The organism is Phenylobacterium sp. (assembly GCF_022402485.1).
GTDB lineage: Bacteria > Pseudomonadota > Alphaproteobacteria > Caulobacterales > Caulobacteraceae > Phenylobacterium.
Window position 1 is genome coordinate 32,815 of the sequence record NZ_JAKRSA010000031.1, and the last position, 21,555, is coordinate 54,369.

The 21,555-nt window shown below is 66.2% G+C and carries 22 protein-coding genes; 9 read left to right on the plus strand and 13 right to left on the minus strand.

Going from position 1 to position 21,555, the window contains the following annotated elements; all coding sequences use genetic code 11:
* Positions 1–81 precede the first annotated feature (81 nt).
* The 5 genes from MH112_RS13565 to MH112_RS13585 all read right to left on the minus strand — a co-directional run bounded on the left by MH112_RS13565 (position 82) and on the right by MH112_RS13585 (position 5,524).
* Positions 82–1,077, minus strand: coding sequence for a nitronate monooxygenase family protein (locus MH112_RS13565; RefSeq protein ID WP_296568647.1), 996 nt, complete (start codon positions 1,075–1,077; stop codon positions 82–84).
* Positions 1,078–1,161: 84 nt separating this feature from the next.
* On the minus strand, positions 1,162–2,121 hold the full coding sequence (locus MH112_RS13570) for an acetyl-CoA carboxylase carboxyltransferase subunit alpha (RefSeq protein WP_296568649.1): 960 nt from the start codon (positions 2,119–2,121) through the stop codon (positions 1,162–1,164).
* 119 nt (positions 2,122–2,240) lie between these two features.
* Entirely contained in the window at positions 2,241–3,287 is a 1,047-nt protein-coding gene (locus tag MH112_RS13575) for a mechanosensitive ion channel domain-containing protein (protein WP_296568650.1), read from the minus strand.
* Positions 3,288–4,208: a tyrosine recombinase gene (locus tag MH112_RS13580; RefSeq protein WP_296568652.1), complete on the minus strand. Its 921-nt coding sequence runs from the start codon at positions 4,206–4,208 to the stop codon at positions 3,288–3,290.
* Positions 4,205–5,524, minus strand: a complete 1,320-nt coding sequence (locus tag MH112_RS13585; protein WP_296568654.1) for a hypothetical protein — start codon at positions 5,522–5,524, stop codon at positions 4,205–4,207. The genes MH112_RS13580 and MH112_RS13585 overlap by 4 nt, the downstream gene beginning before the upstream one ends.
* 114 nt (positions 5,525–5,638) lie before the next feature.
* Here MH112_RS13585 and MH112_RS13590 point away from each other — a divergent pair, with 114 nt between their 5' ends.
* The 5 genes from MH112_RS13590 (at position 5,639) to MH112_RS13610 (ending at position 10,836) form a co-directional block, all read left to right on the plus strand.
* Positions 5,639–7,084, plus strand: coding sequence for a coniferyl aldehyde dehydrogenase (locus MH112_RS13590; protein ID WP_296568656.1), 1,446 nt, complete (start codon positions 5,639–5,641; stop codon positions 7,082–7,084).
* A gap of 110 nt (positions 7,085–7,194) precedes the next feature.
* The gene (locus MH112_RS13595; protein ID WP_296568658.1) at positions 7,195–7,743 is read left to right on the plus strand and encodes a shikimate kinase; all 549 of its coding nucleotides are present in this window, start codon (positions 7,195–7,197) and stop codon (positions 7,741–7,743) included.
* A complete protein-coding gene (aroB, locus tag MH112_RS13600) occupies positions 7,740–8,867 on the plus strand; it encodes a 3-dehydroquinate synthase (protein ID WP_296568661.1) in 1,128 nt (375 codons plus the stop codon). The genes MH112_RS13595 and aroB overlap by 4 nt, the downstream gene beginning before the upstream one ends.
* Entirely contained in the window at positions 8,864–10,153 is a 1,290-nt protein-coding gene (locus MH112_RS13605) for an HlyC/CorC family transporter (protein WP_296568664.1), read from the plus strand. The genes aroB and MH112_RS13605 overlap by 4 nt, the downstream gene beginning before the upstream one ends.
* A gap of 308 nt (positions 10,154–10,461) precedes the next feature.
* A complete protein-coding gene (locus MH112_RS13610; protein WP_296568666.1) occupies positions 10,462–10,836 on the plus strand; it encodes a response regulator in 375 nt (124 codons plus the stop codon).
* Between the two features lie 23 nt (positions 10,837–10,859).
* Here the strand turns inward: MH112_RS13610 and MH112_RS13615 are convergent, their stop codons facing one another.
* From MH112_RS13615 to MH112_RS13630, 4 genes are all read right to left on the minus strand, one after another.
* Positions 10,860–13,109 (minus strand): xanthine dehydrogenase family protein molybdopterin-binding subunit, encoded by a 2,250-nt coding sequence (locus MH112_RS13615; protein WP_296568669.1) that lies wholly within the window; start codon positions 13,107–13,109, stop codon positions 10,860–10,862.
* Positions 13,106–14,062, minus strand: a complete 957-nt coding sequence (locus MH112_RS13620; RefSeq protein WP_296568671.1) for a xanthine dehydrogenase family protein subunit M — start codon at positions 14,060–14,062, stop codon at positions 13,106–13,108. The genes MH112_RS13615 and MH112_RS13620 overlap by 4 nt, the downstream gene beginning before the upstream one ends.
* Positions 14,059–14,562 (minus strand): 2Fe-2S iron-sulfur cluster-binding protein, encoded by a 504-nt coding sequence (locus tag MH112_RS13625; protein WP_296568674.1) that lies wholly within the window; start codon positions 14,560–14,562, stop codon positions 14,059–14,061. Before MH112_RS13625 ends, MH112_RS13620 begins: the two co-directional genes overlap by 4 nt.
* A gap of 67 nt (positions 14,563–14,629) precedes the next feature.
* On the minus strand, positions 14,630–14,902 hold the full coding sequence (locus tag MH112_RS13630; protein WP_296568677.1) for a BolA family protein: 273 nt from the start codon (positions 14,900–14,902) through the stop codon (positions 14,630–14,632).
* A gap of 53 nt (positions 14,903–14,955) precedes the next feature.
* Between MH112_RS13630 and MH112_RS13635 the strand changes: the two genes are divergently transcribed.
* Together MH112_RS13635 and MH112_RS13640 are read left to right on the plus strand one after the other, a co-directional pair.
* Positions 14,956–15,615 (plus strand): J domain-containing protein, encoded by a 660-nt coding sequence (locus tag MH112_RS13635; protein ID WP_296568681.1) that lies wholly within the window; start codon positions 14,956–14,958, stop codon positions 15,613–15,615.
* Between the two features lie 21 nt (positions 15,616–15,636).
* A complete protein-coding gene (locus tag MH112_RS13640; protein ID WP_296568684.1) occupies positions 15,637–16,887 on the plus strand; it encodes a serine hydrolase in 1,251 nt (416 codons plus the stop codon).
* A gap of 35 nt (positions 16,888–16,922) precedes the next feature.
* Here MH112_RS13640 and MH112_RS13645 read toward each other — a convergent pair whose 3' ends face one another.
* Together MH112_RS13645 and MH112_RS13650 are read right to left on the minus strand one after the other, a co-directional pair.
* Positions 16,923–17,306: a hypothetical protein gene (locus MH112_RS13645; RefSeq protein WP_296568687.1), complete on the minus strand. Its 384-nt coding sequence runs from the start codon at positions 17,304–17,306 to the stop codon at positions 16,923–16,925.
* Positions 17,307–17,418: 112 nt separating this feature from the next.
* Positions 17,419–18,252, minus strand: coding sequence for a TauD/TfdA family dioxygenase (locus tag MH112_RS13650; RefSeq protein ID WP_296568690.1), 834 nt, complete (start codon positions 18,250–18,252; stop codon positions 17,419–17,421).
* A gap of 127 nt (positions 18,253–18,379) precedes the next feature.
* On the opposite strand from MH112_RS13650, the gene cobS reads away from it, so the two are divergent.
* On the plus strand, positions 18,380–19,384 hold the full coding sequence (cobS, locus tag MH112_RS13655; protein ID WP_296568693.1) for a cobaltochelatase subunit CobS: 1,005 nt from the start codon (positions 18,380–18,382) through the stop codon (positions 19,382–19,384).
* Between the two features lie 81 nt (positions 19,385–19,465).
* On the opposite strand, the gene MH112_RS13660 is transcribed toward cobS, so the two are convergent.
* The gene (locus MH112_RS13660; RefSeq protein WP_296568697.1) at positions 19,466–19,774 is read right to left on the minus strand and encodes a hypothetical protein; all 309 of its coding nucleotides are present in this window, start codon (positions 19,772–19,774) and stop codon (positions 19,466–19,468) included.
* Positions 19,775–20,053: 279 nt separating this feature from the next.
* On the opposite strand from MH112_RS13660, the gene MH112_RS13665 reads away from it, so the two are divergent.
* Positions 20,054–21,268 carry a DUF3089 domain-containing protein gene (locus MH112_RS13665; RefSeq protein WP_296568700.1) on the plus strand — a complete coding sequence of 405 codons (1,215 nt, stop codon included), beginning with the start codon at positions 20,054–20,056 and terminating at the stop codon, positions 21,266–21,268.
* A gap of 82 nt (positions 21,269–21,350) precedes the next feature.
* Here MH112_RS13665 and MH112_RS13670 read toward each other — a convergent pair whose 3' ends face one another.
* Positions 21,351–21,530 carry a DUF1328 family protein gene (locus tag MH112_RS13670; RefSeq protein ID WP_296568703.1) on the minus strand — a complete coding sequence of 60 codons (180 nt, stop codon included), beginning with the start codon at positions 21,528–21,530 and terminating at the stop codon, positions 21,351–21,353.
* Positions 21,531–21,555: the final 25 nt, after the last annotated feature.

Below are 21,555 nucleotides of genomic sequence, written 5' to 3' on the forward strand. Positions count from 1 at the left end.
GACACACATCGGGGGACGGGGGGCTTCAGATTACACCGCCAACCCCGTCCGCCAACATGGCGAAGTTCACCGCCGCTGGCCTCAGGCCATGGCAGGCGTCCGCTGAGATAGCATTCTCGCCATCCGACCCGCGATGATCTCCTCGGCGTCGGCGACGATCCGGCTGATCAGCTCCTGGCAGGTGGGGATATCGTGGATCAGGCCCTGAATCATGCCCGCCGACCAGATGCCGTGTTCCGGATCCCCGGTCTCATAGACCACCCGACCACGAGAGCCGGCCACCAGGTCACGGACGTCCTCGAACTTGGCGCCGGAGCGCTCCAGCTCCACCACCTGGCGGCTGATGTCGTTGCGCGCCACCCGGCTGGTATTGTGCATGGTGCGGAAGATCAGGTCGGTCTGGCGCTCGTCATTGGCGACGATCTGCCGCTTCACGTTCTCATGGATCGGGCTTTCCACCGTGCACATGAAGCGGGTTCCCATATTGATCCCCTCAGCCCCAAGCGCCAGGGCTGCGGCCAGGCCACGGCCGTCGCCGAAGCCGCCCGAAGCGATCATCGGAACCTTCACCTTGTCGGCTGCCGCCGGGATCAGGATCAGTCCCGGAATGTCATCTTCGCCAGGGTGGCCCGCGCATTCGAAGCCATCGATGGAGATGGCGTCTGCCCCCATCCGCTCCGCCGACAAGGCGTGACGCACAGCGGTGCACTTATGGATCACCAGGATCCCGTGCTTTTTGAATTCCTCGACGTGCTCGGCGGGCTTGTTGCCGGCGGTCTCAACGATCTTGATGCCGGAATCGATGATCGCCTGACGATACTCCGCATAGGGGGGCGGGTTGATGGCTGGCAGGATCGTCAGGTTCACCCCAAACGGCTTGTCGGTCAGGGCGCGGCACCGCTCGATCTCCTTGGCGAGATCCTTAGGTGTCGGCTGGGTCAAGGCGGTGATGAAGCCAAGGCCTCCGGCATTGGCCACCGCGGCCACAAGCTCGGCGCGGCCGACCCACTGCATGCCGCCCTGCACGACCGGATGCTCAATGCCGAACATCTCGGTGAAACGGGTCTTCAAGGCCATGACGTTCTCCCAAACGATTGTTTGGATCACTCAATCGCTTGAACGGTCCTGAGGCAAGCCATGCCGTAAGGGGAGCGCCAGGCTTCAGAGGCCCGAGCGGCCAATGGCGTAGAACCGCTTGGCCCGGCGGGCCCGCAGCTCATCGGCTGAAAGCCCCGCCAGGGCGTCCAGCTCTTCTTCCAGAACATCGCCCAGGGTCTGCAGCATGGCGGCTGGATTGGAATGGGCCCCGCCCGGGGGCTCGGGCACGATGCGGTCGACGATCTTCATCTTCAGGAGGTCCTGGGCGGAGATCTTCATCGCCTTGGCGGCCTCCTCAGCGGTGCGCGAGCCCCGCCACAGGATCGAATTGGCCCCCTCCGGCGAGATCACCGAATAGATGGCGTGCTCCAGGATCAGCACCCGGTTGCCTGAGGCGATGGCGATGGCCCCACCGGAGCCCCCCTCGCCGCTCACCACGCAGATCATCGGCACGCCCAGCGTCAGGCAGCGCTGCGTAGACCGTGCGATGGCCTCAGCTACCCCGCGCTCCTCGCTGCCCACGCCGGGATAGGCGCCGGCGGTGTCGATGAAGCTGATGACCGGCAGGTTGAAGGATTCCGCCATGTCCATCAGCCGGATGGCCTTGCGGTAGCCCTCCGGACGGGTCGAGCCGAAATTGTGCTTCACCCGACTGGCGGTGTCGTGACCCTTTTCGTGGCCGATGATCATCACCGGACGACCGCGAAACCGCCCAAGTCCCCCGACCAGGGCCTGGTCGTCGGCATATTTCCGATCGCCGCGCAGCTCGACGAAGTCCTCGATCAGGCCCGCCGTGTAGTCCACAAAGTGCGGTCGCTGGGGATGGCGGGCCACCTGGGTCTTCTGCCAGGGGTCGAGCTTGGCATAGGCCTTGACCCGCAATTCCGCTGCCCGGGCGCGCAGCGCCTCGATCTCGGTGTCCATGCCGCCGCCCTCGGCGGTTTCCGACAGGCGCTGAAGCTCCTCGATCTTGGCTTCGAGCTCGGCGATGGGGCGCTCAAACTCGAGATAATGTGCGGCCATCGAGGTGACTGTCCCTGGCTGTTCGCGGAAGCGGCGGAAGTTAGGCGGGAACCTGCAGGCTCACAAGGCCCGTCTGCCAACCTCGGTAGACCAGGTCCCAAGGCGGACATTCCTGCTGCCTATGTGAGCCCGGTGATCTCTGGCCCTGCGGCCAGGGACTCCGCCCCGGGTTCGGTGTCCCGTGCAGGGGGCGGTAAAGGGCGGCTTACGTCAGCGGCCGCATCATTGGTCGTCAGGGTGACAGCCTTTGGCACCTCGGGGTCTTGAGGGGTCTTGAGCTGCAGGACATCAAGGGCCTTGTCTCCCTCATGGCCAAACAGACTGCGAATGCGCAGGTCGGTCTGCGGATAGGGAATTTCGATGTTCGCCGCCCGCAAGGCGTCATCAATGGCCCAGGTATAGGCCGCCAGCATGGCATTAGGCCGCTTGGCTGCGCTGAGATCTGGCCAGACCAGCAGCTCGAACTTCAGCGCTGACTCGCCAAAGCCCACCAGCCAGACCTGCGACTTGTGCACCTCGTCCTCTGGCATGGCGAAGGGCAGACTGCGGGCTGCAGCCAAGACGGCGTCCCGGACCTTCTCCTTGTCGGCCCCGTAGGCCACGGCGAAGGGAACATGGATCCGCCGGGTCGCCCCATGCAGGGTCCAGTTGACCAGGGTTCCCTCGATCAGCTGCGAATTGGGGACGATGATGTCGATATTGTCGTTGTTGCGCAGGCGGGTGGCGCGGGGACCGATTTCCTGCACCTGGCCACGTTCGCCCCCCTCCAGCTCCACATAGTCGCCGATGTTCACCACCCGGTCGAAGATCAGCACGAGGCCGGAGACGAACTCCTTGACCACCCCTTGCAGGCCAAGGCCCACACCGACACCGATGGCCCCGGCGAAGATGGCCAGGGACGAGAAGTCGAGGCCGACCGTGGAGAGGGCCGCCACGAAACCAATGATCACCACCCCATAGGTCAGCAGCTTTTCGACGATGTAGAGTGCCGCGCCGCCATAGCGCGTCCGGGCTCGGACCCGCCGCAGGGCAAAGGCCAAGGCGGCGGCGAGCGCAAAGGCGGCCACCACCACCAGAAGCCCTGCGATGATACCCCCGAGGGTCACGGGGGTCCGGCCGATGGTGAAGAGAACGAACTCTTCCACCCGCTCGAGTTCAGTCTGCAACTAACGCTTACGCCCCAGAGGGTGTTTGGTTTCCACCACCTGGCGAAGATGATCTCCGGCAAGGTGGGTGTAGATCTGTGTGGTGGCGATGTCGGCGTGACCCAGCAGGGTCTGCACCACCCGCAGGTCAGCCCCGCCCTCCAGCAGGTGGGTAGCGAAGGCGTGACGCAGGACGTGGGGACTGACCCGGGCCGGATCGATGCCCGCGTCGCCAGCCGCCTCGTCCAACAGCTGGGCCAGCCTGCGCGGCGTCAGCCGCCCCCCCTTGCCCCGCGAGGGAAACAGCCACGGATTGGCCGCGTCGCCTTTGGGCAGGAAGGCCTTCCGGACGTCGAGATACGCCTTCACCGCTGTGCGTGCCGCCGCGTTCAGAGGGGCCAGCCGTTCCTTGCCGCCCTTGCCCTTGACGATCAGATAGGCCGGGTCCCGCGCCAGGACCGCGAGCGGCAGGGCAGTGAGTTCAGAGACCCGCAGGCCCGAGGCATAGAGCAGTTCCACCATGCAGGCCAACCGCAGCCCCTGGGCACCATCCCGGGCCGCCGCCGCGGCGATCAGGGCATCCACCTCAGCCCGGCTGAGGGTCCGCGGCAGGGACCGGCCCTTGCGCGGGGCGTCCACCCGGCGGGAGGGATCGTCCGTCCGCCAGCCCTCTCCAAGGACGAAACGATAGAACTGGCGCACGCTGGCCCGGCGCCGGGCGGCAGTGGCCGGTGCCAGGCCCCGGGAACCCAGTTCAGCGAAATAGGCCTCCATGGCCTCGGCGCTGGCCTCAGCCAGGCTGGTCCCTGCCGCGGCCAGATAGGCCTGAGCATCCGCCAGATCCTTGCCATAGGCGGTCAGGGTGTTGCGGGCCGCAGCCCGCTCCACCGACATCATTTCCAGAAAGGCCTCGATCCAGCCTTCGGTGGTCTGGGCGCTCATCTCAGGGCCAACAGGCCTTCGACCGCAAAAGCCCGGGCGTGGTCGGAGAGCCCTGCCATCGCCAGGGCCGCGATGATCTGGGCGCGATCGGCGACCCCAGGTCCGGCGGGGCCGGCCTCCTGGCTGGTCCAGAGGGCCAGGAGCGCCGTCTCACCTTGCAGTTTTGCTGCGGCGGCCTGCCCCAGGGCGAAGGTGCGCGCGACGGGTGCCTTGGCAGCCGGGAGATTGAAGGTCGCAAATTCCCCCCTCGCCTGAGCGCTCAGGGGTGTTCCCAGGGCGGCCAGGATCAGGGCGGCCTCTTGAGCGCGCCGCCGGCTACGGGCCTCGCCCACGCCACCGCGCTCCACCAGCCGGTCCAGGGTCGCCCTGTCGTCCCGTCCTGCGGCTGCGGCGATCAGGGCGTCCAGCAGCGCCAGATCCAGAATATCGGCTTGGGGGATCTCATCCTGCACCAGGGCCCCGCGAACCCCTTCAGCCAGGGCCAGGTCCCCCTGGGCCAGGACTGCGATCGCGGCCGAAACAGGCCCCTCCCCCGCCTCCACCGGCCAGCGCGCCTCAGGGGGCGGCGGGGCCGAGAGCGCTGCAGCAACGCCAGGGCCGGGGTCTGTGCTGCTAAGGTCCAGCCCAAGACTGCGGGACAGGGCAAGGTCCAGGCCGTTCCGAAGGGCGGCAGCGCCCGGATCGCCGGTCCCAGCCAGCTTGGCCCCGATCAGCCGCCCGAAAACAGCGTCCCGCTCCACACCCTGCGCCAGCTCATAGGTCAGGCGGGCTGCGGGCTCGCCAGCCCTGGCCTGACAATAGGCCCGCAGCCTCAGCCAATAGACCTGCTCCCGATCGACGCTGAGCGCCTGGGCGACGTCGCAGGCCCCCTGATCAGCGCCGGTCAGAAGCGCGGCCTCCGCCGCCGCCCGGGACAAGGCTTCATGGCGCTCCAGCCCAGGTGTGCGGCTGAGAATGGCCTGGGCCGCCGGGGCCTCTCCCAGGGCGATCAAAGCACGCGTGCGGGCGGCCGCCAGGGCCGGATCATCGCCTGCGCCATCCGGTCCCCGAGCGCCGGTGGCCAACACGGCCCGGGCCAGGGCCGAGCTGGCCGGCGACAGGGCCTTCTGAACCAGCAGGGGCAGCACCGTGCGCGCCGTCTCGGCCGAGGCATCTTTCCACAGGTCCTGACCAAGGCCGGTTTCACGCCCGGCATTGGAGAACAGGTCAGGAGCCGGCAGGACCGAGGTCTCAACAATCTGTGCCCCGGCGGGGACGGGTAAGGCCACGGCCAGAAGGGCGAGGCCCGCGAGCATGGAGGATCTGAGCATCAGCATGGAGACACCTTAGACCGGGTTTCGACGCGATCATGCCCCATGCTGCGGATTTTGCATGACAGCCGTCAGGTAAACCTCGCTTCATTGATCCCAAATTCAGATGCGAGGCCCCAAATGAGCACGTCCGCTGACCCTACCCGTGAGCACATGCAGCTAATTCTCGAGCGCCAGAAGGCCGCCCAGCTGGCCGAAGGGCCCCCGTCGATCGAACTTCGGTTGGCCCGACTGGATCGCTGTATCGACCTCCTGGTCGATCATGCCGACGCCATCGCCGAGGCCCTGAATGACGACTTTGGCTCGCGCTCCAAGGCAGTCACCGGCCTGACCGATGTCGCCTCCTCCATCGGCCCCCTGAAGCACGCCAAGGCCCACCTGCGGAAGTGGATGGCACCGGAGAAGCGCAAGACGACGCCGGCGATCCTTGGCCTCTTTGGCGCCAAGGCCCAACTGCAGTTCCAGCCCAAGGGCGTGGTGGGCGTGATCAGCCCGTGGAACTTCCCGGTCAATCTGACCTTCGGGCCTCTGGCCGGAATCCTGGCGGCGGGAAACAGGGCGATGATCAAGCCCTCGGAGTTCACCCCGAAAACCTCCGAGCTGATGAAGGCCATGTTCGCCAAGGCCTTCAGCGAGGACGAGATCGCCGTCTTCACTGGCGGACCCGAGGTAGGACGGGCCTTCTCGGGTCTGGCCTTCGACCACATGATCTTCACTGGCGGCACATCAGTGGCCCGCCATGTCATGCGCGCGGCCGCCGATAATCTGGTGCCTCTGACCCTGGAGCTGGGCGGCAAGAGCCCGGTCATCCTGTCGGAAGGTGCCGACATGGGCCTGGCCGCCGCCCGTGTCATGGCCGGCAAGACCCTGAATGCGGGTCAGATCTGCCTGGCGCCGGACTACGTCCTGGCCCCTGAAGGACAGGTCGATGCCTTCGTCGAGGAGGCGCGCGGTGCGGTGGCCCGCATGTTCCCGACCATCAAGGACAATCCCGACTACACCGCCATCATTGCCCAGAACCACTATGAGCGGATCACCGGCTATATCGAGGACGCCCGGGCCAAGGGCGCTCAGGTGGTGCAACTGAACCCCGCCGAAGAAGACTTCAGCCAGCAGCCCTATCGGAAGATCCCGCCGACCCTGATCCTCAACCCCACCGACGACATGACCGTCATGCAGGAGGAGATCTTCGGCCCGGTTCTGCCGGTGAAGACCTATCGCGGGACACAGGCGGCGATCGACTATGTGAACAGCCGCGAGCGGCCCCTGGCCCTCTACTGGTTCGGAACCGATGAGGCCGAGAAGGATGCGGTGCTGACCAAGACCACCTCCGGGGGCGCCACCGTCAATGACGTGATCTTCCATGTGGCCCAGGAAGAGCTGCCGTTTGGCGGGGTCGGCCCCTCCGGCATGGGCTCCTATCATGGCCATGACGGCTTCAAGGAGTTCAGCCATCGTAAGTCGGTCTACAGCCAACTGAAGAAGGACATCGGTCCCCTGCAGCGCATGCGTCCGCCCTATGGGCCCGCCATCGCCAGCTATCTGAAGGGCGCGGTCAAGCGCTAGGGAGAACGCTCACCCCCGGGGCGGCGAGCCCCCTGCCTCGGGGCCTTTTCAGACCCAGCCGCGCCGATGGTTGGCGCGGGCGGTCGGGCTCGTGTAAAGCCTTGCGGCTCATGGATCGCTACGCACCCCTACGCAACCGCACCATCGCCCTGGTGGGCCTGATGGGCGTCGGCAAGTCGAGTGTCGGCCGAAGGCTGGCCAATGCCCTGGAGCTTCCCTTTCGGGACGCTGACAATGAGGTCGAGACCGCCGCTGGGCGTCCGATCACCGAAATCTTCGCCGAGTTGGGCGAGGCTGCCTTCCGGGACGGCGAGCGCCGGGTGATCCAGCGCCTGCTGGAGGAGCCCCCGCATGTGCTGGCCACCGGCGGCGGGGCCTTCATGAATGACGAGACCCGGGCATTGCTGAAAGAAAAGGCCCTGGTGGTCTGGCTGCGGGCCGATCTCGAGCTTCTGGCCCGTCGGGTGGGGCGCAAGGATACCCGCCCCCTGCTCAAGGACGCCGATCCCCTCACTGTCCTGAAAGCTCAGGCCGAGCAAAGATATCCGATCTATGCCGAGGCCCATGTGGCCCTCGACACCGGAGATACCGCCCATCATGTGACGGTCTCTCAGGTCATTGACGCCCTGACCCGACATCTCGCCGAGCAAGGTTCATGATCCAGACTGTCACCGTCGGCCTGGGGGAGCGGGCCTATGAGGTCCGCATAGGCCCTGGCCTGATCGCCGAAGCTGGCCGGCACATCCGCCCCCTTTTGAAGCGCGGCCGTACCGCCGTGATCAGCGATGAGACCGTGTGGCGCCTGCACGGCCCGGACCTGACCGCTGCCCTCGCCGCCGAGGGGATCAGCGCCAGCCCGGTGCTGGTTCCAGCCGGCGAAGGGTCCAAGAGCTTCGAGATGCTGGCCAGGGTCAGCGATGACCTGCTGGCTCTGGAACTGGACCGGGGCGATCTGATCGTCGCCTTTGGCGGCGGCGTGGTGGGCGACCTCGCTGGGTTTGCCGCGGCGATCTATAAGCGCGGCATCGACTTCGTCCAAATCCCCACCACCCTGCTAGCCCAGGTGGATTCCTCGGTGGGCGGCAAGACCGCCATCGACACCCCACGAGGCAAGAACCTGATCGGTGCCTTTCACCAGCCCCGGCTGGTCCTGGCCGATCTGGACGTCCTGGCCAGCTTGCCCCCTCGGGAACTGCGCGCGGGCTATGCTGAGATTCTCAAATACGGCCTGCTCGGCGACCTGACATTCTTCCAGTGGCTGGAGATCCATGGCCAGGCCGTGATCGACCTCGAGCCTGACGCCCTGACCCATGCGGTCCGCCGCTCCGTGGAGATGAAGGCCCAGATCGTCGCCGAGGACGAGCGTGAGGCGGGCCGCCGCGCCCTGCTCAATCTTGGCCACACCTTTGGTCACGCCCTGGAGTCTGAGTCGGGCTACGGGGACGCCCTGCTGCACGGGGAAGCCGTGGCCATCGGCATGGCCATGGCGTTCCGATACTCCGCGGCGCAGGGCCTGTGTCCCGGCCAGGACGCCGGACGGGCCCAGGCCGCCATCGCCGCCGTCGGCCTGCCGGTGCGGTTAAATGAGCTGGCCAGCCATCCCTTCGACGGTGCACGTCTCCTGGGCCATATGGCTCAGGACAAGAAGGCAGAGGGCGGCCGACTGACCTTCATCCTGGCCCGCGCCTTGGGCGAGGCCATTGTGGCCCGCGATGTGGAAGCCGACGCCATTCTTCAGTTCCTGACGACGGAGGGCGCCCGGTCCGCCGGCGCACAGGCATGATCACTGCGCTTCTCATTGGGCTGGCTCCCGCCATCTTTGTCTTGCTGTTCTTCTCGGCGGTCATCTCGGCCACTGAGACCTCCATGACGGCGGCCAGCCGCAGTCGCATGCACAAGCTGGAGCGCGAGGGCGACCGCGCCGCCGCACGGGTCAATCGTCTGATCGGCAATCAGGAAAAGCTGATCGGAGCGATCCTGCTGTCGAACAACGCCATCAATATCGGCGCTTCGGCCCTGGCCACGACCGTGCTGACGGCCGCCATTCCTGGCCCGACCGGAGCCTTGATCGCCACGGTGATGATGACCACCCTGGTGGTGATCTTCGCCGAAATCCTACCCAAGACCCTGGCGATCACCCGGCCAGATCAGGCCGCCCGCCTGCTGTCCCTGCCCGCAACCTGGGTGGTGCGCATTTTCGGCCCTGTGGCCAATGGCGCGCAGTGGATTGCGCGCCTGAGCCTGCGTCCCTTCGGCATCAAACTCGACATGGCGACCGACGTCCTGGCCGCCCACGAGGAGATCCGCGGCACTGTGGAGTACCACCATTCCGAAGGTGGTGTTGAGAACCGTGACCGGCAGATGCTGGGCGGCGTGCTTGATCTCGCCGAAATGGACGTGAGCCAGGTGATGGTGCACCGCAAATCCATCGCGATGCTCGACATTTCGATCCCGGTTCGGGAGTTCGTCGCCGCCGTCCTGGGCAGCGCCCACACGCGGATGCCGGTCTATCGGGATGACCCGGAAAACATTGTCGGCTTCCTGCACGCCAAGGATCTGCTCCGTGCCCTGGCGGAGTCCGACGGCGATATGGATGGCATGGATCTTCAGGCCATCCTGCGCGAACCCTGGTTCATTCCCGACACCACCAACCTGAAGGATCAGCTGAACGCCTTCCTGAAGCGCCACACGCACTTTGCCCTGGTGGTGGACGAGTACGGTGCCCTGCAGGGACTGATCACCCTGGAAGACATCCTCGAAGAGATCGTCGGCGAGATCGAGGATGAGCATGATGTCGTCGTCCCTGGGGTACGGCCCCAGCCGGACGGCACCGTCAGCGTCGACGGCTCGGTGCCCATTCGAGACCTCAACCGCGCCATGGACTGGGACCTGCCCGACGAAGACGCTGTGACGGTGGCCGGTCTGGTGATCCACGAAGCCCAGACCATTCCCCGGGTCGGCCAGACCTTCATCTTCCACCAACATCGCTTCCAGGTGGTCCGGCGCGAGCGCAACCAGATTACGGCACTTCGCATATCGCAGCCGATCGAGACGACGGTCGAGGACTGACAAGCCGCCCTACCAACCATCCAGCGCGCGCCCGATGAGGTTGGACTCTGGCCTGGCGATCGAAGAGCGCTCGAGGTTCAGTCTCCAGAACCGGTGGAACCTTGGCCGCAGGACCGCATTCATTGCGGCGAAGCGGGCGCGTATAGACGGTCGGGCGCGAGAATGGGCCTAAAGCCGCGAGTTCAGCGCCAATTTTGGTCTCATCACCGGGTCTCACCGATCACGCGAGACTCTGGCGGTGGACTTTGCCTTTATCTCTGCCACGCGGCGCGTTCGCTGACCGCCCGCGACGATCTGGAGGCTGATGGATGCAGGATCTTGCCAAGCTCGCCGGCCTGCGCGTCCTCGTGGTCGAGGACGAGATGATGGTCTCCATGCTCATCGAAGACATGCTGAGCGATCTGGGCTGCAAGGTGGTCGGTCCAGCCTCACGCCTGGAAGAGGCCATCGCCCTGGTCGAGACTGAGGCGCTGGACTGCGCCGTGCTGGATGTGAACCTCGGGGGGCAGCCCATTTTCCCCCTGGTCGACATCCTGCGGGCCAGGGGAGCGCCTTTCGCCTTTGCCACCGGTTATGGGGACGCTGGCCTGCGCGAGGTCGATCGGGGCGCACCAGTGCTCCAGAAGCCCTTCCGCGAAAGCGACCTCGCCCGGGTGCTCAGCGAACTGCACACCCGGGTTTGAAGCCCTGCTGCGCCAGCGCCCCTTCAAGGAAGCGCAGCGAGCACCTTTTCAGGGGTTAGCGGATAGTCGCGGATGCGGGCACCGCAGGCATTGTAGACCGCGTTGGCGATGGCCGCGCCGGCCCCGGCAATGCCCAATTCCCCCACGCCCTTGATGCCCATGGGATTGGCCTTGTCGTCCACCTCGTCCAGGAACATGGCCGAGAGATTGGCGATATCGGCGTGGGCGGGCACATGATAGCCGGCCAGGTCCTGGGCGATGAACGAGCCATAGCGGGGATCCACCGCATTGTACTCATGCAGCGCCGTGCCCACCCCCCAGATCATGCCACCGGTGATCTGGCTCATGGCCGTCTTGGCATTGAGGATACGACCGGCGGCGAACACCCCGAACATCCGGCGCAGACGGACCTCGCCGGTGTCGGGATCCACCCCCACCTCAGCGAAGTGGGCCCCATAGGTGTGCTGGGAATAGTCCCGTGCGTCGGCGGCCGGTGTGATCGAGCCCTCAACATAGACCCCCTCGGGGGCGGCGCGGGCCACCAGAACGTCCAGGGGTTCGGCGCGGTTATCGACGGCGATATTGCCACCGCCGAAGGTCACAAGCTCCGGATCATCCCCATAAAGCGGTGAATTGGGATCACCGGTGGCCAGCTCGGCCAGGGCCCGGCGAAGGTTCATTCCGGCGGCGAAGGCCGCTGACCCGGCCGTGGCAGCGCCGAACTGTCCCCCCGAGCCCGGGGCCGGCGGGAAGTCGGAATCCCCGAGCTCCACCTTCACCTGAGACAGGGGCACGCCCAGGGTCTCGGCGGTGATCTGGGCCAGAATGGTGTAGGTGCCCGTACCAATATCCGTCATGCCCTGACGCAGGGTGAGGGTTCCATCCGCATCGATCCGCACGCCGGCCTTGGCGGGCAGCAGGAAGTTGCCGCGGATGGCAGCGGCCATGCCGAGCCCCACCAGCCAGCGCCCGTCACGGACCTGACCAGGCTTCGGGTTGCGCCGGTCCCAGCCGAACCGCTGAGCGCCCTCGGTCATGCAGCGGACCAGCTGGCGGGTGCTGAACGGCTTGCCGGTCTCGGGATCGGTCTCCGGCTCGTTGCGCAGGCGAAGCTCGATAGGATCGAGGCCGAGCTGTTCGGCCAACTCGTCCATGGCGCATTCCAGGCTGAGCATGCCTGAGGCCTCGCCCGGTGCCCGCATGGCGCCGGCGGCTGGAATGTCCAGCTTGACCAGCCGGTGGCCGGTCAGCCGGTTGGGCGCGGCATAGAGGCTGCGGGCAAAATTGGCCGCGTGCTCGGTGAAGGGGGCCTCCCGGCGGCAGTGGGTGACCGCCTCCAGGGCGAAGGCATCCAGCCGTCCGTCGGCCTGTGCGCCCAGACGAACCCGCATCTGGACCGCAGGCCGGTGGATGGTGGCCTGGAACATCTGCTGGCGGGTATAGGCGACCTTCACCGGCTGGCCGAGTTCCCGGGCGGCCAGGGCCGCCAGTGTCAGGTCGTCATAGGACTGTCCCTTGCCGCCGAAGCCGCCGCCGATATAGCGGGTCAGCAGGCGAACCTGGGTCGAGGGGATCATCAGGGTCTCAGCCAGCGTGTGCTGCCCACCCTTCACCATCTGGATCGAGGTGTGGACCGTGACCTGATCGCCGTCCCACCAGGCGGTGGTGGCACAGGGCTCCATCTGGGCGTGGTTCTGCAGCGGACTCACATAGCTGGCGTCCAGGCGCACCGGGGCCTTGGCGTAGGCCGCCTCGAAGTCGCCGATCCGAACATCCTCCTCCCCTTCCGGGTCTTCGGCCTTGTCCAGACAGTCCTCGAAGATCAGGTCCGCCGGGACGGAGTCGTAGGTGAAGCGCACCAGGGCGGCAGCGGCCTTGGCGTTCTCCAAGGTGTCGGCGACCACAAAACCCACATGCTGGCCGAAGTGCTCGACTCGCGCGGCGAGGGCCGGATTGGAACCGCGCTGGCTGCGGGGATTGATCCGAGCGCCCCGCTCTCCCTGGGCCGGCACGGTGTCAGGGGACCAGACCAGCAGGACGCCAGGGGCGGACTTGGCCTGGCTGACATCGGCGGAGGTGACGACCCCCCGGGCGATGGAAGCTGGGATCAGAACCCCATAGGCCGGCGGTGAGGGCGCTTCGACCTCATAGGCGAAGGGCGCTGTGCCGGTGACCTTCAGGCGGCCCTCATAGCGATTCACCCCCTTGCCGATCAGGCCGCTGCGATTTTCGCTGATGGGGGTCGGCGCCGCCCAATCCTTCACCGAGCTCATTGGTCGCTCCCTGCGCCGGCGGTGGAGGTGAGGCAGGCCGCACCCAGGCGACCCATGAGCTTCACCTTGAAATCGTTGTGACCATCGCTCCTGGCCCCGGTCATCTCGGCGGCCATGGCCTCGGCGGGGTTTGCCCCCTTCGCCAAGGCCTGTTCCGCGGCCTTGGCGCGCCAGGGCTTATGGGCCACGGCACCAAGCGCGACCTTACCACCGGCTACGGCGACGGCCCCGATGGCGAAGGCGTAAGAGGCCCGCTCCCGGACCTTGCGATAGATCTGCCCCCCCAGCGGCGGCGGCGGCAGGACGACGGCGGTGATCAGTTCGCCGGGCTGCAGGGACGTCTCGATCTGCGGGGTTTCGCCAGGCAGCCGGTGCAGGTCATCAAGGGCCACGGCGCGGGCTTGTCCATTCTGGCCAGTCACCTCCACCTGGGCGTCAAGGGCGCTGAGGGCCACGGCCATGTCCGAGGGATGGGTGGCGATACAGGCCTGGCTGGCCCCGAAGATGGCGGTATTGGCGTAGATGCCGCCGATGGCCGCGCAGCCGGCGCCGGGTTCGCGCTTATTGCAGGGCTTGGTGGTGTCATAGAAATAGGCGCAGCGGGTCCGCTGCAGCAGATTGCCCGCTGTCGTGGCCTTGTTGCGCAGCTGGCCTGAAGCCCCCGCCAGGATGGCCTGGGCCAGGGCCGGATAGCGGACGCGGACCCTGGCGTCGGCCGCCACCTGGCTGTTGGTGGTGGTTGCCCCGAGGCGGAGGCCGCCTTCGGCGGTTTCCTCGACCTGGCCGAGCGGCAGACGGCTGACATCCACCAGGTGGGTCGGCTGCTCGATCTGCAACTTCATCAGATCCACAAGATTGGTGCCGCCAGCCAGGAAGCGCGCGCCGGGAACCTCGGCCACCATGGCCAAGGCGTCGGCCACGGTGCTGGGCCGGGCATAGGTGAAGGGCTTCATGCCAGGCCTCCGGCGGTGCGGATGGCGGCCAGGATCTGCGGATAGGCCGAGCAGCGGCAGAGGTTTCCGCTCATCCGCTCGCGGATTTCCTCGTCGGTGAGGACCGTGTCGGCGGTGAGGTCGGCGGTCACCAGGCTCGCCCAGCCGTCGGCGGCCTCCTGCAGCATGCCGACCGTGGAGCAGATCTGACCGGGCGTGCAGTAGCCGCACTGGAAAGCGTCCTGCGCGAGAAAGGCAGCCTGGACTGGATGGAGGGTCTCGTCCTTGGCCAGGCCCTCGATCGTGGTGATCTCGTCGCCGTCGTGCGTGACCGCCAGGGACAGGCAGGCATTGATCCTGCGTCCATTGACCAGGACCGTGCAGGCGCCGCACTGGCCATGGTCACAGCCCTTCTTGGAGCCTTTCAGGCCGATCTGTTCGCGGAGGGCGTCGAGCAGGGTGGTGCGTGGGTCAAGGTCCAGGCTTTCAGCCTGGCCATTGAGCGTGAAACTGGTCTTCAACGGGCGTCTCCCCAAACGCTGGGCGGATATGGCCGCCCTCTTGGATTTATCTGGTCTCGATTCGGTGTCAGGTCTCGCCGGGGGCCAGGGCCTTGAGCGAAAGCGCATGGACAGGTCCGGCCATTTCCTCAGCCAGGGCGCGGTAGATCATCCGCTGCCGGGCCACCTTTGGCGCGCCGGCAAAGGCCTCAGCCTCGATCAGGACATTGAAATGGCTCTCGCCTCCCGGGCGGGCACCCGCATGACCGGCATGGCGGGCAGACTCGTCCTCGATCTCCAGACGGGTCGGCGCGAAGGCCTCGGTCAATTTGTGATGAATAGTTTGGAATATGGCGCCCATCGTTCAAATCTTCAATTCTTCAAAAGTGCGGGCCGTAGGCCCATACTTGGGGCATGCCCGGCGCGTTTCAATACAAGCCCAAGTTCGTCGATATCCGCGTTCGCCCTCCGAAACCCGGAGAGACCGAACAGGCCGATGACGTTTTCGCCCTGAAGCCCGGTGAGCGCCGTTGCGATCACCCCGGATGCTCCATGCCCGCAGCGGCGCGGGCGCCAAAGTCCCGGGAGATGATGAACGAGCACTACTGGTTCTGCCAGCCGCATGCGGCGGAGTATAATCGGAACTGGAACTTCTTTGCCGGTATGAGCGAAGGCGAGATCAAGGCCCGGCAGGAGCAGGAGCAGACCACGGGCGGCCGCCCGACCTGGGATTTCAAGGCCAGCCGCAACTCCCGGGAGTCGGCAACCTTCAGCAAGAACTTTGCCCGGGGCAAGGGCGGCTATCAGGACCCCTTCAACCTGTTCGGCCATGGGGGTGCCCACAGCCCGGGACCCCAGGCCCAGCCCGCACGGCGTCTGGGGAAGATCGAACGTAACGCCCTGGCCGACCTCGACCTGGACGACAATGCCGAGGGGCCCGCCATCCGCGCCCGCTACACCGAACTGGTCAAGCGCTGCCATCCCGACGCCAATGGCGGCGACCGTTCGGCCGAGAACAAGCTGCAGCGGGTGATCAAGGCCTATCAGGCCCTGCGCAAGGCAGGCATGGTCTAGGGGCACAAGAGGGGCGCAAGGGTGATTGCGGAAGACCAGTCGATCCTGCAGCTGATGGCGGCCCGAAAGGCCGGCCGCCTGGCCCAGGCTCGGGCCCAACGCCGCTTCGCCGTCGGGACCATCGCCGGTGTCTTGTCCGTCTGCGCCTTTGGGACGACGGCCCTGACACCGGCCACACCCAGCCCCGGGGCCGGCGAGCGCCCCATGGCGCAATGGGCGTCTCTCAGGCTGCCGCCGCCTATCCCCCAGCCCCCGGCCCCCCTGGCCGCGCAGATCGCCGCCCTGGGCGCGGCCTTCGATGGCCGGGCGGGGATTGCGGTGCGGGATCTGGAGGGCGGCTGGACCGCGACTCACGACGGCGAGGCGCTCTATCCGCAGCAGAGCGTCAGCAAGCTCTGGGTGGCGATCAGTGTGCTCGATGCGGTGGACCGCGGCGTCCTGAGCCTGAGCGATCCCGTGACGGTGCGGCGGGAGGATCTGAGCATCTTCCACCAACCGATCCGCGACCATGTGGGCCGCTATGGTTATCGCACGACCGTAGGAGACCTGCTGTCCAGCGCCGCCAGCCGCAGCGACAATGCGGCCAATGATGTGCTGATCCGGCTGGTGGGGGGCCCTGACCATGTGCGCGCCGTCATTGCTGAGCGCGAGCTCGGGGCCATCAGCCTGGCCGATGAGGAACGCTACTTCCAGACGGCCATCGCTGGCCTGGACTGGCGGCCGGAGTTTTCCTTCGGGCGCAACTTCTGGCGAGCCCGGGCGGCGATGCCGCAGGACGAACGCCGAGCTGCCCTGGAAGCCTATCTCAGCGCCCCCGCCGATGGCGCGACCCCCGCAGCCGTGGTCAAAGCCCTGGATCGTTTGGCGGCGGGAGACCTGCTGTCCGAAGACTCCACCGCCCTGCTCCTCGACCTCATGGGCAGGAGCCAGACGGGGCCTGACCGACTGGCGGGGGGCCTGGTGGAAGGGTGGCACCTCGCCCACAAGACCGGAACTGGCCAGGTTTTGGGGGCCCGGGCGACCGGCTACAACGATGTGGGTCTGCTCACCGCCCCTGATGGCCGAACCTATGCAGTGGCAGTGTTCATCGCCGACACCACAAGATCGGTGCCAGAGCGTCAGGCCCTGATGCAGGCCGTCACCCGCGCGGTCATCGCCCAGCACCACGGCCATGATCCCCGCCAATCGGCTTCGGAAGATTTCAATCTCTTGCCCCTCGCCGGCCAGGAGACAGCCGACCTCGAACTGCGCGGCAATTTTCCCGCCCCTTGAAGCCGGTTGGTGCCGGGCTCGCGGCCGTAAGGCGCTCAGGGGGCGAAGCTGGACCGCGCCTTGATCCCCCAGTGACCGTCCTCACAGGTGACCACATAGATCGAATCGAACCCCCCGATGACGCTTCCGTCTTTGCGGTATCGCGTGAAGCGGGTGTTGATATGCACCTTGTCGGGCCCCGAATGGATGATCTCTCGCTTTTCCCAGGCTGAGTGGTCCCAGTCCTTCAGGGCAGTCTGTTCAAACACTGCCTGGCTCTGGTCGCCCTGGTTGATGATCCGCAAGGTGTTGGACGCCAGGCGGATCGAGGGAAAGTTGAAGGTCTTCTCGAAGGCCCCAATGTCCCGGGCGTTAAAGGCGATCATGAAGGCGTCGAGGCAGGCCATGGCGGCGTCCTCGGCGGGCTGGTTTCGGCTCATGCTCGGTCTCCCTTTGACCTGGGCTCGGGCGTCTGTCGTCCAGACCAGGCCGAGCCAGACGCGAATGTGGCCGCGCAGTCGGGCGGCTTGGTGATGGCGGCGGCGTCAGGATCTAAACCGGGACTTCACCGGCCACAGTGGTCCGGTGCATGACCCGCAGGTGGCCGTCATAGCCGCCCTCGGCCAGATGGATGGTGCGGCGGTTGTCCCAGATCAGCAGAGTGTCCTTGGCCCAACGGTGGCGGAAGATGAACTCCGCCTGGGTCATATGGGCGAACAGAAAGCCCAGGATCGCCTGGCTCTCGGCCGGGGTCATGCCCTCGATGCCCAGCGTATAGACCGGGCTCACGAACAGGGCCTTTTGCCCGGTCACCGGATGGGTCCGCACGAGGGGGTGGGTATGGGTCTTGTCCGCCTCCTCGGAGACGATGATCTGCATGGTGCGCTTCTCGGTCTCCCGGGCGAAGACCCCCTTGGTCCCATAGGCGCGACCGGCACTGTGGATGGCGCGTAAGGGTGCCAGCATGTCCTGCATCACCGGCGACAGGGCGGCATAGGCCCCGGCACAGTCAGCAAAGATGGTGTCGCCGCCCACCGGCGGGATCACCTGACCATGCAGCAGGGTGGCTGCGGGCGGGGCCGGTTGGAAGCTCCAGTCCGAATGCCAGCCCGCCCCGAAGTTGGTCGCCTTCTCGTCAGGCTCCCGGCGCAGTTCCAGCACATTGGGCCGCCCGGGCATGGGGGCAATGAAGGGATCAACGCCGAAGGGGCCAAACTGCAGCGTCACGGCCTCCAGCTCATCCAGGCTGAGCGGCTGGCCAGGAAAGCTGAGCACACCATGGTCAGCCCAGGCGCCGCGCACCTGCCCCAGGGTCACCTCGTCCATAGGCGAGGCGAGGTTCAGACCGGTCACGACGGCACCAAATCCCGAGGCCGCAGGCGCCACCTGAACTTTCGAACTTTGTGTATGAACCTTGTCCAACATGACGCCGGCGTCTCCTCATTGTTTTTGATCGGCTGCCTATGAAACACACGTTTGCTTTGCGGACGTAACCCTGTATGCGAACCTCGTCATGAGCACGATTTCCCAGACCCACGACGACGCCCTGCTAACCCTTGTCCCGGACAAGAAGGTCGCCGTCCGCGACACCTTCGGTGTCGACATGGACATGTCCGTGCCGGCCTTTTCCCACCGCGACAGCCATGTCCCGGAGATAGACGACACCTATCGGTTCGATCCGGAGACCACCAAGGCCATCTGCGCGGGCTTTGCCTACGACCGCCGGGTGATGATCCAGGGCTATCATGGCACGGGCAAGTCGACCCACATCGAACAGGTCGCCGCCCGGCTCAACTGGCCCCTGATCCGCGTGAACCTGGACAGCCATGTCAGCCGCATCGACCTGGTGGGCAAGGACGCCATCGTCCTGAAAGAGGGCAAGCAGGTCACCGAGTTCCGCGAGGGGATTCTTCCCTGGGCCCTTCAGCGGCCGATCGCCCTGGTGTTCGACGAGTACGACGCCGGCCGCCCGGACGTGATGTTCGTCATCCAGCGTATCCTGGAAGCTCAGGGCAAGCTGACCCTGCTCGACCAGAACCGGGTGATCCGGCCGAACCCCTATTTCCGCCTGTTCGCCACCACCAACACCATCGGTCTTGGGGACACCACCGGCCTCTATCACGGCACCCAGCAGATCAATCAGGGTCAGATGGACCGCTGGTCCATCGTCACCACGCTCAACTATCTGGAGCATGATGCCGAGGCCGAGATCGTGCTGGCCAAGTCGCCGAACTATGACACCGACGAGGGCCGTCGGACGATCAACGCCATGGTCCGTGTCGCTGACATGACTCGCAACGCCTTCATGAACGGGGATATCTCCACGGTCATGAGCCCGCGCACAGTGATCACCTGGGCGCAGAACACCGAGATTTTCGGCGGCGATGTGGCGCTGGCCTTCCGGATGACCTTCCTGAACAAGTGCGATGAGCTGGAACGCGGCACCGTGGCCGAGTTCTTCCAGCGCGCCTTCGGCAAGGACTTGCCGGAAAGCACGGCCCGGGTGCGGGTGGCTTAAGGGCTCCTTCTTGACGCTAGACATGGAAACGGCGGCCCCAACGGGCCGCCGTTTTTCGTTTCGGTCGTGCTCGGCGAAGGTTTAGCGCTGCAGCATGGCGTTGAGCTTGGCGGCCTCGACCTCGCTGACGCAGCGCGGCGCAGCCCAGCTATCGGACGACCCGTTCAGAGCCTCCTCAGCGGTGACGAACTTCACCTCGCCATGCTCGCGGGCGAAGGCCCGGCGGGTCAGCTCAGAGCGGTCACAGACATAGACCACGCGCTCTACCCTCGGCGTCACCGATTCCCGGGCCACGGCGTCTCGAGCGGCGTCCTGCACGGTCGTCGCGGGAGCAGCCTGAGCGGACCCGGCGATCAGGGCCGCAGCGGCGGCGAGAACAAGAACTCTCATGGTTTCCTCCACTTATGGCGAGGCCAAAACCTCGACTTGGGGAAAGGCTCTCACGAGCGCGCGCTCTTGTGAAGGTTTTATGACGTTTGGCTGTCATTTTTGCGACATCTGGTCGCCATCGTCCGCCAAGAAGGGTCAAATCCGTCACTTCTATCCTTGTACAGATGGTTTTTGGGTAAGGAATGGCCCCGTAAGTCCCCTTCAGACCTGGACGACCCCATCGCGCTGAGCAATGGTCCGGCCAAATTTACGGATCTGATCCGCAGCTCGGGGGAAGACATGTCCAGGACGTTGCTCGCCGCACTCGCCGCCACCGCCGGGGCACTGGCCCTGGCGTCTGCTGCCACACCCGCCCAGGCCCAGACCGCCGCCGCCCCTCCTGGGGCGGTGCTGCCCGCCAATGATTATGGCGACAAGGCCAGCTGGCTTTGCTGGCCTGGCCAGGACGACGCCTGCGCCGGGGACAACAGCACCACCATCGTCGCGGCCAATGGTGCCATGGCGGTAGAGACCTGGTCGGCGGACCCCCAGGCACCGGTCGACTGCTTCTATGTCTATCCGACGGTCTCCAACGACCCGGGTATTCTGAGCGACATGACCGCAGGCGCTGAGGAGCGCCGGGTGGTGGAGCAGCAGTTGTCGCGCCTGGGTGCCAAATGCCGGGTCTTTGCCCCCCTCTACCGCCAGTTCACCCTGACGGCCCTGCGCACCCTGGTCACCGGCGGTGCCCTGCCCGCCGGCGGTCCACGGCCCAATACCGGCTATCTCGACGTGGTGGATGCCTGGAACCATTACCTGACTCACGAAAACCAGGGTCGCGGAGTGGTCCTGATCGGCCACAGCCAGGGTGCCGGCGTCCTCTCCCAGCTCATCGCCAATGAGATCGACGGCAAACCCGTGCAGGACAGGCTGGTCTCAGCCCTGCTCATCGGCACCAATCTTCTGGTGGAGAAGGGTGGCAAGACCGGGACTCTAAAGAATGTCCCCCTATGCGAGGCCCCGGGTCAGACCGGCTGCGCGGTGGCCTATGTGAGCTTCCGCGCCGACCAGCCGCCGCCGGCCAACTCCCGGTTCGGCATCGCCCCGCCCCCGGCAGCCAATATGGAAGCCGCTTGCGTCAATCCCGCCGCCCTGGCGGGGGGCAAGGCCGATCTGCACGCCTATCTGACCAGCGCCGGAGACCTGCTGAGCGCCGGGGGCGGGCGCCAGGCCTGGGTGAAGGACGGGGCTGCGGTGACCACCCCCTTCGTTTCAGTTCCGGGCCTGCTGAGCGCCGAATGCGTGCGTCAGGACGGATTCCACTATCTGGCCGTGACCGTGAATGCCGATCCGGCCGATCTGCGCACCGACACCATTGCCGGCGACGTGATCCAGAACGGGGTCGTGTTCAAGGACTGGGGCCTGCATCTGATCGACGTGAACCTGGCCATGGGCGACATCCTGGCTCTGGTGGAGTCCCAGGGCGCGGCCTGGATTGCCGCCCGCAAACCCTGAACCCCAGGGACAGTGACCTGCGAAAACGGCCGCCGCTCAGGCTATGAGCGGCGGCCGTTCTCAGTTTGCAGGGATCAGCAGGTCAGCCGCCGGTGATCTTCTTGCCGGCCATGACCCCCAGAACCAGGAAGATCACGAAGCCGATCAGGAAGATAAAGAACAGGATCTTGGCGATACCGGCCGCCGCACCCGCGATGCCGCCAAAACCAAGGGCACCAGCCACGAGGGCGATCAGCGCAAAAATCAGGGCCCATTTGAGCATGGGGTCGCCTCCAGAACAGCCATGT